This window comes from Gordonia polyisoprenivorans (genome assembly GCF_017654315.1).
GTDB lineage: Bacteria > Actinomycetota > Actinomycetes > Mycobacteriales > Mycobacteriaceae > Gordonia > Gordonia polyisoprenivorans_A.
Genome location: NZ_CP072203.1, coordinates 4,153,059 through 4,165,234 on the forward strand (window position 1 = coordinate 4,153,059; position 12,176 = coordinate 4,165,234).

Here is a 12,176-nt window from a genome sequence, read left to right on the forward strand (position 1 = left end):
ATCACGTGACGGCAGCCGATTCGTTTGTGTCCGATTCGCCCGCTGCACCGGCCCGGCCAGTACGGTGACAACCATGCCCCGCACCATCGTCGACCGCTTCCGCGCCCGGGCGATCGCGCGGCGAGCCGACCGCGTGACCCGCGGCCTCGGTTCCCTCGACGCCGCCGTCTACGACTCCATCGCCCGCTCCCCCAGCCCACTGCTCGACGCCACGATGCCGCCGCTGACACGAGCGGCCGACCACAGCAAGTTGTGGATCGCGATCGCTGCCGGGCTCGCCGCCAGCGGCCGGCCGGATCTGCAACGCGGTGCCGTGCGCGGGCTCGGCTCGCTGGCCGTCACCAGTCTGGTCACCAACCAGGTCGCCAAGCGCGTGCGACGACGGCCGCGCCCCACCGCCGCCCTGGTACCCGCTCCCCGCCGAAGCCGAACGCTCCCGACCTCCAACTCCCTGCCGTCGGGGCACTCCGCGAGCGCTGCCGCCTTCGCCACCGGAGTGGCGATCGAGAACCCTCTTGCGGGACTGGCGATGTCGGCGCTTGCCGGGTTGGTCGGTTTCTCCCGGGTGGCCACCGGTGTGCACTATCCGGGAGACGTGGCGATCGGCCTGGGGATCGGCGCCGCCGTGGCTACCGCGGGCGGTCAGATCGCACCGCCGATCACCCGCCGCCGGATCTCGATCCCCAGCCCCACTCGCGACGAGGCACCCGAGGTCACCGACGGCGCCAATGTCACCGTGTTGCTGAATCCGGCGTCCGGCGACGGCCGGGGTGCGCGGATCCGCGACCGCATCCGTGCCGAGTTGCCCGCCGCCCGAATCGTGGAACTCGACTCCGGTGACGACTTCGCCGCGATCGCCCGCGACGCCGCCGATGCCTGCGACGTGCTCGCCGTGTGCGGTGGCGACGGAACGGTGGCCACCGCGGCGGCAGCGGCGCTCGCCACCGACACCCCGCTCGCGGTCTTTCCCGGCGGCACGTTCAATCACTTCGCCCGCGACGTCGGGACCACGACCGCCGACGACACGATCGCCGCCCTGCGTGAGGGAAGGGTGACCCGCGTCGATGCTGCCCGGCTGGGCTCGGATCGGGTCGTGCTGAACACCGCCAGCATCGGCTCCTACCCCCACTTCGTGCGAGCACGCGAACGGCTGGAGAACCGGACCGGGAAGGCGCTGGCCAGCACCCTGGCGATCGTGCACGTTCTGCGCCACTCACGCCCGCAGCGCATCCGGGTCAACGGCGAGGAACTCGACGTCACGTTATTCCTGCTCGGCAACTCGATGTACGGCTCGTCCGGGTTCGCCCCGGCCCGTCGCGAACGCCTCGACGACGGGCTCCTCGACATCCGCTTCCTCGTCGCCGGCGGGCGCTGGGCCTTTGCGCGGCTGGTCTTCGGGCTGCTGAGCGGCCGCCTGCAACGCTCGCGTTCCTATCGGGAGATGCAGGTCCCGGAGTTCTCGTTCACCTCCGAGGAGCCGGTGGTCGTCGCGCACGACGGGGAGATCGGCGAGTCGTACCGCGACGCCACCTTCACCGTCGCCTATCGTGCCCTCAAGGTGTACGGCTCCAGCGTCGTCGGCAAGCCCTGAGAGGGCGTCTGCCCGAATACACCGATCCGTCCCAGATCTTTGCCGATGCCTGTCTTTGCCGATGCCGCTCTTTTCCGATATCACGACAGGAGGCCCGCCGTGCGATGGACAGACCACGCCATCTGGTGGCACGTCTACCCTCTCGGATTCTGTGGTGCACCGATCCGGGACCACGACGCGACCCCGGCTCCCCGACTACGCCGTCTGCTGAACTGGCTGGACTACGCCGTCGAACTCGGTGCCTCCGGGCTGTTGCTGGGTCCGGTCTTCGCCTCGCAGGCTCACGGCTACGACGTCGTCGACCCGTTCCGGATCGATCCCCGCCTCGGCCGGCAGCAGGATTTCGACGATCTCGTCGCGCAGTGTCGGGCACGGGGGCTGCGGGTGGTCCTCGACGGGGTCTTCAGCCATGTCGGCGATCGGCACCCCGCGGTGCTGCGCGCGCTGCACGAGGGGCCCGGCACCGAGACCGACATGTTCGACATCGACTGGGCGGCCGACGGCGGGCCCCGACCCCGCGTGTTCGAGGGTCATTCGTCGTTGGTGCGACTGAATCACGCATCCCAGCGCACCGCCGACCACGCGGTGGCCGTGATGAACCACTGGCTCGACCGCGGCGTCGACGGCTGGCGTCTGGATGCCGCGTATTCGGTCCCCGTCGACTTCTGGGCTCGGGTGCTGCCCGAGGTCCGCGGCAGCCACGGCGACGCCTGGTTCCTCGGTGAGGTCATCCACGGCGACTACCGCGCCTTCGTCGCCGCGTCCGGCGTCGATTCGGTGACCCAGTACGAACTGTGGAAGGCGATCTGGTCGGCCATCACCGACCGCAACCTGTTCGAACTGAACTGGGCCCTGGTGCGCCACAACGACTTCCTGGCCCGGTTCGTGCCGAACACCTTTGTCGGCAATCACGACGTCACCCGCATCGCGAGCCTCGTCGGACCGGATCACGCGATCGTCGCAGCGGCGATACTGCTGACCGTCGGTGGTATCCCGTCGGTGTACTCCGGCGACGAGCAGGGATTCACCGGCCTCAAGCAAGAGCGGGTCGGCGGCGACGACGCCGTCCGTCCGGCCTTTCCCGACACCCCGGCCGGGCTCGCCGACTGGGGCCACGACATCATGCGGGCGCACCAGGATCTCATCGGGTTACGTCGCAGGCACCCGTGGCTCGTCACGGCGAGAACCGAGTCGCTGACGCTGACCAACACGCGATACGGCTACCGCAGCAGTGCCGTGGCCGGTGGCGACTGGATCGACGTGCACATCGATCTCGACGACCGGCCGCACGTCCGCATCGACGACGCCGCCGGTGTCACGCTCTGGTCCTCTCCGGGTTGAACGCACTCGGCGCGGTCCACGCAGAAGCGTGGACCGCGCCGATCACAGCGTGAACGATTCTCTCTCAGTGCTTTTCGGGGCCTACGTGGTATTCGAAGACCATTCCGGCGGCGGCGGCGATGATGCAGGCCGCCGCGAAGATGCAGAACCAGATGTTGCCGGTGGCGAAGCCGATCGCGAACATCGCGGCCGACGCCGCGAGCAGGATCGGCCACCAGGAGTGCGGGCTGAAGAAGCCGAGCTCACCGGCGCCGTCCTCGATGTCGGCATCCTCGTAGTCCTCCGGACGGATCTCGACGCGTCGCGCGACGAATCGGAAGTAGGTTCCGGCGATCAAGGTCAGACCAGCACTGAAGTACATGCCGACCACGCCGACCCATTCCACGCCGTGCGAGGTGAATGCCGTGCACAGCGTGTAGATCACACCGGCGAGGAAGAAGAAGGCCGTCAGGAGCTCGAAGAGCCGGGCTTCGATCTTCACTGGAAGTCACTCTCCTTGATCGTGCAGCCTGCCAGCCGCGTGTTGTTCGGGTCGCCGGTCGCCGTGGCGGTGCCATTGCTCTTGCGGCGGGTGTCGAACGGAACCGTCACCACCGACTCGGGCTGCTGGCAGATCGATTCCAGCGCTTGGGCATTGGTGGCCTGAGGATGAAGATCCCGATACGTGATGTACCGGTCGAAGTCCTGCGGCGAGACCGCCCGCACCTCGAAGTTCATCATCGAGTGGTAGGTGCCGCACATTTCCGCACAACGCCCGACGAACGCACCGGTCCGCTCGATCTTCTCGATCTGGAAGACGTTGTCGGTGTGGTTCTGCTCGGGGAAGGGCAGCACGTCACGCTTGAACAGGAACTCCGGCACCCAGAAGGAGTGCACGACGTCGGCGGCGGCCAGCTCGAACTGGATGCGCTGATCGGTCGGCAGGACCAGGATCGGGATCTCGGTGGAGCTACCGATGGTCTCGATCTTGTCGAACCGCAGGTAGTTGCGGATGTCGTCGTCGCGGCCGTTGGCCGGTCCGGGCAGCGGTTCGCCGTCGTGGGTGTTCTGCTGGACCTGCAGGTCGAACGGGTTGCCCAGCGTGCTCGGGAACTGCTTCTCCTGGCCGTTGACCTCGGCCTGGCGATATCCGAACTTCCAGTTCCACTGGAAGGCGGTGACGTCGACGACGACCTTCGGGTCGTTGGTCTTCTTCTCCACGTCGGTCTGCACGATGACGGTGAAGTAGAACAGCACCGCGATGATGACGAACGGGATGGCCGTGTAGGTCAGCTCCAGCGGGACGTTGTAGGCGGTCTGCCGCGGAAACTCGTCCTGGCCTTCCTTGTGACGATGGAAGGTGATGGTCCAGAAGATCAGACCCCACACCAGGATGCCCATCAGCAACGCCGCGATGACCGACCAGGTCCACAGGTGGCGCATCGACTCGGCCTGCGGGGTAACACCGACCGGCCAGCCGAACCGCACGATCTCGTCGCCACTGCAGCCCGTCATCACTACAGCTCCGACGGCGAGGATCGCGACGATGCCGAACCGCTTGATCATCCGCGATGCAGACGAAACACGCCGGGCCCGGGGCCGTTCACCGTGTGCCAATTTCACGCCTTCCTGCTCGCTCGCCGCGGCGGTCCCGCCGTGCGAGTCGCATGCCACATGACCTGCCTCGACGCGTTGACTCCGAAGGGATCCGACCAACCGGCCGAAACGCCCGCGGGCACCGCGGTCACACCGCGGCCGCGCCTATGTACTACGCAGCGTAGACCAACTCACGGGAACTTTTTCGGTTGGGGTGGATCAGCGCGTCGAATTCCTGTGACCGACCCCGACATCGCCTGTTCGGGAGCGGTTTCGGCCCTCTGCACGGCGGTGCCGGACGGCCCTGCCGACCACGATGCGGCATACTCGGACCCGTCCGGAACCGCGGTGTTGCGGACCCGTTCTGTCATTCGAACCGCTCGATGTCGAAAGAGGCCTGAATCCCTGTGTGTGGCTTGCTCGGTCTGCTGACCCCCGACGGATCGGCGGCCACCGCCGTCGACCTCATCGCCGAAGCCTGCCACTGCATGCGACACCGCGGGCCCGACGAGCCGGGCACCTGGCATGACGAACACCTCGTCTTCGGGTTCAACCGGCTCTCGATCATCGACATCGAGCATTCGCACCAGCCACTGCGGTGGGGTCCCCCGGACAGCCCGGAACGTTACGCACTCGTCTTCAACGGTGAGATCTACAACTATCTGGAGATCCGCGCCGAGCTCGCCGCCGACGAACAGGCGGTCTTCCGTACCGAAGGCGACGGCGAGGCGATCGTCGCGGCCTTCCACCACTGGGGCCCCGACGCGGTGCGCCGGCTGCGCGGCATGTTCGCCTTCGCCATCTGGGACACCGACACCGGAGCGCTGTTCCTGGCACGTGATCCGTTCGGCATCAAACCCCTGTTCCTCGCCACCGGTCCCGGCGGAACGGCCTTCGGCAGCGAGAAGAAGAGCCTGCTGGAACTGCTCGATCGGCTCGAGCTGTCGACCGATCTCGATCCGCGCGCGATCGAGCACTACACCGAACTGCAGTACGTCCCGGAACCGGAAACCCTGCATGCCGCGGTCCGGCGTCTGGAATCCGGGTGCCACGCGACGGTGCGGCCCGGTCAGTCCCCCTCGGTGACCCGATACTTCACCCCGCAATTCGGGGTCCGTCCGGTCACCGACGCCACACGTCAGAAACGCTACGACGAGATCGCCGACGTCCTCTCCGATTCGGTCGCCAAGCACATGCGCGCCGACGTGACGGTCGGCTCGTTCCTCTCCGGCGGGATCGACTCCACCGCGATCGCCGCGTTGGCGATCCGCCACAACCCGGATCTCATCACCTTCACCACCGGCTTCGAGCGCGACGGCTACTCCGAGATCGACGTCGCCGCCGAATCCGCCGAGGCGATCGGCGCGCGCCACATCATCAAGGTCGTCAACGAGACCGAGTTCATCGACGCGATCGGAAAAATCGTCTGGTACCTCGACGACCCGGTCGCCGATCCGGCACTCGTGCCCCTCTATTTCGTGGCCGCCGAGGCCCGCAAACACGTGAAGGTGGTGCTCTCCGGAGAGGGTGCCGACGAATTGTTCGGCGGCTACACCATCTACAAGGAGCCGCTGTCGCTCTCGGCGTTCGACAAGCTGCCGCGCATGCTGCGGCGCGCGGCGGGCAAGGTCTCCGACCGCATCCCCGAGGGCACCCGCGGCAAGAGCCTGCTCCATCGCGGGTCGCTGACACTGGAGGAGCGGTATTACGGCAACGCCCGTAGTTTCGACGACGCGCGGCTGCGTGCGGTCCTCGTCGACTACCGACCGGAGTGGACGCACACCGACGTCACCGCCCCGATCTACGCACGCAGCGAGGGCTGGGATCCGGTGGCCCGGATGCAGCACATCGACCTGTTCACCTGGCTGCGCGGCGACATCCTCGTCAAGGCCGACAAGATGACCATGGCCAATTCCCTGGAGTTGCGGGTTCCGTTCCTCGATCCCGAGGTGTTCGCCGTCGCCGAGACGCTTCCGTTCGACGAGAAGATCGCCCACGGCACCACCAAGTACGCGCTGCGCAAGGCTCTCGAGCAGATCGTGCCGCCACATGTGTTGCACCGCAAGAAACTCGGCTTCCCGGTGCCGATCCGGCATTGGCTGGCCGGTGGCGAGATGTACGACTGGGCGCACGAGACGATCAGCCATTCGCAGACCGAGCACCTGCTGAACAAGCCGGCCGTCCTCGCGATGCTCGCCGAGCACCGCGAGGGGGCCGTCGACAACAGCAGGCGCCTGTGGACGGTGTTGATCTTCATGGTGTGGCACGCGATCTTCGTGGAGAAGTCACTGGTGCCCGAGATCACCGACCACACGTATCCGGTGCGGCTGTGAGCCGGGTTCGGCCTAGAACACCTTGCTGATCTCGGCGGCCGCATCGGCGCCGTAGGCCCCCTCGATGCGTTCGATCGCCGAGTCGTGGTCCCAGGTCCAGTCCTGGGTGGAGACCGTCTCGAGGACGAGCACCGCGACCATCGACCCGAGCTGGGCGGCGCGTTCGAAGCCGAGGCCCTTGCTCACGGCGGTCAAGAAACCGGCACGGAAGCCGTCACCGACACCGGTCGGATCGACCTTGGCCGACTCGGGAACCACCGGTACGTGGATACGCTCGCCGTCGCGGCCGATGATCTCGACACCGCCGGCGCCGAGGGTGGTGATGCGGGTGCCGACCATCTCTCGGACGCGGTCCTCGGTGAGACCGGTCTTCTCGCGGAGCAGACCCCACTCGTACTCGTTGGTGAACAGGTAGGTGGCGCCGTCGATCAGGGTGCGGGCGGACTCCCCGTCGAGACGGGCGAGCTGCTGGGAGGGGTCGGCGGCGAAGGGGATGCCCAGTTCTCGGCATTCGTTGGTGTGCGCGACCATCGCCTCGGGGTCGTCGGCGCCGATGAGGACGAGCTCGGCGTCGTTCGCGGAGACCCCGGCAAGCGTGATCTCGCGGGCCTCGCTCATCGCACCGGGATAGAAGAACGCCAACTGCGCCATGACCTCGTCGGTGGTGCAGGTGAATCGGGCGGTCTGATGCTTGTCCGACACCCGCACACCGCGGCAGTCGACGCCATGATCCTCCAGCCAGCGCCGGTAGTCGTCGAAGTCCGACCCGACGGCGCCGACGAGGACCGGGGCCCCACCGAGTTCGCCCATCGCGTAGCAGATGTTGCCGCCGACGCCACCGCGCCGGACGACGAGGTCCTCGGCGAGGAAGCTCAGCGAGATGTGGTCGAGGTGGTCGCCGAGCAACTGCTCGGAGAACTTGCCGGGGAACTTCATCAGATGGTCGGTAGCGATCGAGCCACACACATAAATGGTCACGGGGGTCTTCAGCCCTATCTGCTCGGCGATACTGATCGGCAACGACCATTCACGCTACCGACCGGTGCCACAACGCATCCGACCGCATCCCCGGTGTCCGGGAATGCGGTCGGAAGAAGAGGGATCTCGCGCGGACTCAGTTGAACGAGTCGCCGCAGGCGCAGCTGCCGGTCGCGTTCGGGTTATCGATGGTGAAACCCTGCTTCTCGATGGTGTCGACGAAGTCGATGGTGGCGCCCTGGACGTAAGGAGCACTCATCCGGTCGACGGCGAGGGTGACGCCGGCGAAGTCGGCGGTGAGGTCACCGTCGAGGCTGCGGTCGTCGAAGAACAGTTGGTAACGCAGACCGGCGCAGCCACCCGGCTGCACGGCGATGCGCAACGACAGGTCGTCGCGACCTTCCTGGTCCAGAAGGGCCTTGGCCTTCGACGCGGCGGCGTCGGTCAGGATGACTCCGGTGCTGGTGGCGGCGCCGGATTCGTTCTGCACAGTCATCGATGCTCCTCAGTGCTGGTCGAGGCCGGCTCGGTGGGGCCGGTTGCGGTCAGTCCCCGCGCAGACGCGCGGAAACGCACATTCGTACGGTCGGCTTCAACGGTACCCCGTCCTGACATATTCCCGCCGCCGGTCGACCCCGGCTATGTCGTCAGGGTCACGTTCACACCGACTCCGGCCCAGCACGGTCACGGCCATGCCGCCGCGATTCCGCGAACCATCCGCTCCAGTTGGTTGCCGGCATCGTCCATCGCCAGGCGCACCGATCCGGCGTGGTCGACGAGCGAATGTGCCGCGGCGATCCCGGCGTCGGCGATCTCCTCGGGAGTCAGCGCGATCTGCCCGGCGACGACCAGTGTCGGCACCGACGCTGCACGAGCGGTGGTGGTGAGAGCGGAGACGACCTTGCCGCGCAGGGTCTGGCTGTCGAACTTGCCCTCCCCGGTGATCACCAGGTCGGCGGCGGCGATCTGGGCGTCACGATCGGTGACCTCGGCGACCACCGTCGCGCCGGAGACGCGCCGACCACCGAGTGCCAGCAGCGCCGCACCCAGACCTCCGGCCGCCCCGGCGCCGGCGTCGGCCCCGACATCGCGCCCGGCCATGCGGGCGAGCACCCGCGACCACTGGGTCATGCGCTCTTCGAGACGCCCGAGGGTGTCGGCGTCGGCCCCCTTTTGTGGGCCGAACACCGCGGCCGCGCCCAGGGCACCGAGTAGCGGGTTCTCCACGTCGGAGGCCGCAACCACCTCGATGGCGGCACAGCGCGCGACCGCGCGATCCGGGCCGCCGAGGGCCTCGACGAGTCCCCGGCCGCCGTCGGTGGTGGCGCTGCCGCCGAGTCCGACGACCACCGAGCCGGCCCCGGCGCGCAGGGCCGCGTCGACGAGTTGTCCCACACCGAAGGTGTCGGCGGCCATCGCCGTGCGTGCCGTGGGGCGACCGCCGAGTTGGTGCAGGCCGCATGCCTGCGCGCATTCGATGTAGGCAACGGGACGGTCGGGATCGCGTTCGTCGAGTAGCCACTGCGCGTCGACCGCGGCGCCGAGCGGCCCGAAGACCGTCTCGGTGTGCAGCGTCCCGAGATGCTCGGCGAGGACCGCGACGAAACCCGGCCCGCCGTCGGACTGGGGTGCGCGGATCACCTCGTCGGCGGGTCGGGCGGAGAGCCATCCGCGGGCGACGGCCTCGGCCGCCGACACCGCGGTCAGCGTGTCACCGAAGGAGTCGGGTGCGATCAGGATGCGCATCGGACCTCGCCGAGGGACGTCGGAAAGGCCGGGGAAAACACGGGGGCCGCCATGCGGGGCAAGTATAGGGAGGTCGGCGCATCACGGCAGCGCGGATCACCTAGGCTCGTCGGTGTGAAACTGCCATGGAAGAAGGACGACTCCGCACCCGCGGACGAGGCCGTCGAGACCCTTGACGATTCCGACTCGACGGATTCGGTTGATCTCTCGAAATCGCAGCGTGGCAGTGCTTATACGCCCGCCAAGGGCCGCCCGACCCCGTCGCGCCGAGAGGCCGAGGGCCGTCGCCGCGGACCGGTCGCCCCGCCGCCGACGACCCGGGCCGAGGCCCGCGCGCGCAAGAAGGAACTGCGCAGCTCGATGTCACGGGAGGACAAGAAGAAGGCGTCGGCCGACCGCCGTGCCCAGCGCCTCGAGCAGCGCGAGCGGATGATGGCCGGCGACGAGCGCTACCTGATGCCGCGTGATCGCGGTGACGCCCGTCGCTACACGCGCAACCTCGTCGATTCCCGACGCAACTTCGCCGGACTGTTCATGCCGTTCGCGATCGTGTTGATCGTGGTGATGTTCGTGCCCTCGATCGCGGTGTACTCGACCTTCCTGCTGCTGGCCTTCGTCATCCTGATGGCCATCGACGGGGTCATCCTCGGCCGCATGGTCAACAAGCGGGTGGCCGAGCGCTATCCCGACGCCGGCGAGGGCGGTCTGAAGCTCGGCTGGTACGCCTTCACCCGCGCGATGCAGCTACGTCAGATGCGCGCGCCCAAACCGCAGGTCTCCCCCGGCGACGAAGTCTGAGCCGATGACCGCACGAGGGGTCCGGACGCTGGTCCTGGGCGGGGTTCGGTCGGGCAAGTCCGCACACGGCGAACAGTTGCTGCGCGAGGCCGCATCGGTGCGTTATGTGGCCACCGGGCCGACGCTGACGACCGATGCCGAGTGGACCGCGCGCGTCGAGAAACATCGGCAACGGCGTGATCCGAGATACACGACGGTCGAGACGAGCGATCTCGCGTCGGAACTGCGGGCCGACCCGCACACGACGACACTCGTCGACGACCTGGGCAACTGGCTGGCCGCCGGCCTCGACGCCACCGGCGCATGGTCGGCGACGGCCACCGTCGACCGCTCTGCCGAGAATGCCGAATTGTGTTCGGCGATAGCCGGATTCACCGGCGATCTGGTACTGATCAGTCCGGAGGTCGGATTGGCTCCGGTGGCCCCGACCCCGGCCGGCCGACTCTTCCAGGACCAACTCGGCGCGCTCAACGAGGCCGTGGCCGCAGTGTGTGATCACGTGGTCCTCGTCGTGGCCGGCCGCGTCATCGACCTGACCGACGCACCTCGGGCCGCGGCCCCGGGATCGACCGACGCCGAGACGCCCGCGTCGACCGCTGCACCGGTCGCCACCCCACCGGTCGCCACCCCACCGGTCCCGCCTGCTCCGGCGAGCACGCCCGCAGCCGCGACGCCGATGACCGGCCACATTCCCGACGCGACCGACGCCGAGATCTTCGACCCGATCGACCTGCCCGACGAACAGGTCGCCGAGGCGGCCCGGGCACGCCAGCTCGAACTGACCAAGCCGCCCGGCTCGCTGGGCCGGCTCGAGGAGATCGGGGTGTGGATCTCGGCGTGCCAAGGGGTCTGTCCCCCACGGCCGATCGAGATGCCCACCGTCGTGGTCTTCGCCGGCGACCACGGGGTGGCCCAGGGTGGCGTGTCGGCCTTCCCTCCGGAGGTGACCGCGCAGATGGTCGCCAACATCGCGGCCGGCGGTGCGGCCGTCAACGTGCTCGCCCGTCGGTGCGGTGCCACGGTCCGGGTCGCCGACATCGCCGTCGACGCCGACACCGGTCCGGAGGTCTCGGCCTACAAGGTGCGACGCTCCAGCAACGACCTGCGGGTCACTGACGCCCTGACCATCGACGAGGCGCGTCGAGGCCTCGCCGCCGGACGGGCCATCGTCGATGATCTCGTGGACTCCGGCGCAGATCTGCTCATCGCCGGTGACATGGGGATCGGTAACACCACACCCGCCGCGATCATCATCGGCACCCTTGCGCGCCGCGAACCCGTCGAGGTGGTCGGCCGCGGCACCGGCATCGACGACGTCGGATGGATGCGCAAGACCGCCGCGATCCGCGACGGGATGCGCCGCGGGCGTCGTCATCGCAGCGACCCGCTCGCGCTGATCGCGGCGGTCGGGGGCGCCGATCTGGCTGCGATGGCCGGTTTCCTCGCGCAGGCGGCGGTGCGGCGCACACCGGTGGTCCTCGACGGCGTGGTGGTCACGGCGGCCGCACTCATCGCCGTGGAGATGGCCCCGGGCGCCACGCGGTGGTGGCTGGCCGGTCACCGCTCGGTCGAACCGGCGCATGCCATCGCCCTGGAGTATCTGGATCTCGAACCGCTGCACACCTATTCGATGCGCCTCGGTGAGGGCACCGGTGCGTTGTCCGCGCTGCCGACGGTGCTCTCGGCCGTCGACATCATGACGTCGATGTCGACCTTCGCCGACGCCGGTGTCAGCGATGCCGACGCCGCGCCGGACTCCGCTGCCGACCCGGAACCGGCTGGGACACAACCCTCGTCGTCCTCCTGACACACCG

10 protein-coding genes are annotated in these 12,176 nt (G+C 68.3%); 5 read left to right on the forward strand and 5 right to left on the reverse strand.

Features of this window, described 5'->3' with window-relative positions; all coding sequences use genetic code 11:
* The first annotated feature begins 73 nt into the window (after nt 1–73).
* Nucleotides 74–1,591 carry a bifunctional phosphatase PAP2/diacylglycerol kinase family protein gene (locus J6U32_RS18725; RefSeq protein ID WP_208791632.1) on the forward strand — a complete coding sequence of 506 codons (1,518 nt, stop codon included), beginning with the start codon at nt 74–76 and terminating at the stop codon, nt 1,589–1,591.
* A gap of 99 nt (nt 1,592–1,690) precedes the next feature.
* Entirely contained in the window at nt 1,691–2,932 is a 1,242-nt protein-coding gene (locus J6U32_RS18730) for an alpha-amylase family protein (protein ID WP_208791633.1), read from the forward strand.
* A gap of 64 nt (nt 2,933–2,996) precedes the next feature.
* On the opposite strand, the gene J6U32_RS18735 is transcribed toward J6U32_RS18730, so the two are convergent.
* Both J6U32_RS18735 and ctaC read right to left on the reverse strand, forming a co-directional pair.
* A complete protein-coding gene (locus J6U32_RS18735) occupies nt 2,997–3,413 on the reverse strand; it encodes a cytochrome c oxidase subunit 4 (protein ID WP_208791634.1) in 417 nt (138 codons plus the stop codon).
* Nucleotides 3,410–4,477: an aa3-type cytochrome oxidase subunit II gene (gene ctaC, locus J6U32_RS18740; RefSeq protein ID WP_208791635.1), complete on the reverse strand. Its 1,068-nt coding sequence runs from the start codon at nt 4,475–4,477 to the stop codon at nt 3,410–3,412. The genes J6U32_RS18735 and ctaC overlap by 4 nt, the downstream gene beginning before the upstream one ends.
* 437 nt (nt 4,478–4,914) lie before the next feature.
* Between ctaC and asnB the strand changes: the two genes are divergently transcribed.
* A complete protein-coding gene (gene asnB, locus J6U32_RS18745; RefSeq protein ID WP_208791636.1) occupies nt 4,915–6,840 on the forward strand; it encodes an asparagine synthase (glutamine-hydrolyzing) in 1,926 nt (641 codons plus the stop codon).
* A gap of 12 nt (nt 6,841–6,852) precedes the next feature.
* Here asnB and J6U32_RS18750 read toward each other — a convergent pair whose 3' ends face one another.
* From J6U32_RS18750 to J6U32_RS18760, 3 genes are all read right to left on the reverse strand, one after another.
* Nucleotides 6,853–7,818, reverse strand: a complete 966-nt coding sequence (locus J6U32_RS18750; RefSeq protein WP_208791637.1) for a carbohydrate kinase family protein — start codon at nt 7,816–7,818, stop codon at nt 6,853–6,855.
* A 136-nt stretch (nt 7,819–7,954) separates the two neighbouring features.
* Nucleotides 7,955–8,314, reverse strand: a complete 360-nt coding sequence (locus J6U32_RS18755; RefSeq protein ID WP_006370552.1) for a HesB/IscA family protein — start codon at nt 8,312–8,314, stop codon at nt 7,955–7,957.
* A 188-nt stretch (nt 8,315–8,502) separates the two neighbouring features.
* Nucleotides 8,503–9,564 carry a glycerate kinase family protein gene (locus J6U32_RS18760; protein ID WP_208791638.1) on the reverse strand — a complete coding sequence of 354 codons (1,062 nt, stop codon included), beginning with the start codon at nt 9,562–9,564 and terminating at the stop codon, nt 8,503–8,505.
* 114 nt (nt 9,565–9,678) lie between these two features.
* Here J6U32_RS18760 and J6U32_RS18765 point away from each other — a divergent pair, with 114 nt between their 5' ends.
* Nucleotides 9,679–10,362, forward strand: a complete 684-nt coding sequence (locus tag J6U32_RS18765; RefSeq protein ID WP_208791639.1) for a DUF3043 domain-containing protein — start codon at nt 9,679–9,681, stop codon at nt 10,360–10,362.
* A gap of 4 nt (nt 10,363–10,366) precedes the next feature.
* Nucleotides 10,367–12,169 carry a nicotinate-nucleotide--dimethylbenzimidazole phosphoribosyltransferase gene (gene cobT, locus J6U32_RS18770; RefSeq protein ID WP_208791640.1) on the forward strand — a complete coding sequence of 601 codons (1,803 nt, stop codon included), beginning with the start codon at nt 10,367–10,369 and terminating at the stop codon, nt 12,167–12,169.
* Nucleotides 12,170–12,176: the final 7 nt, after the last annotated feature.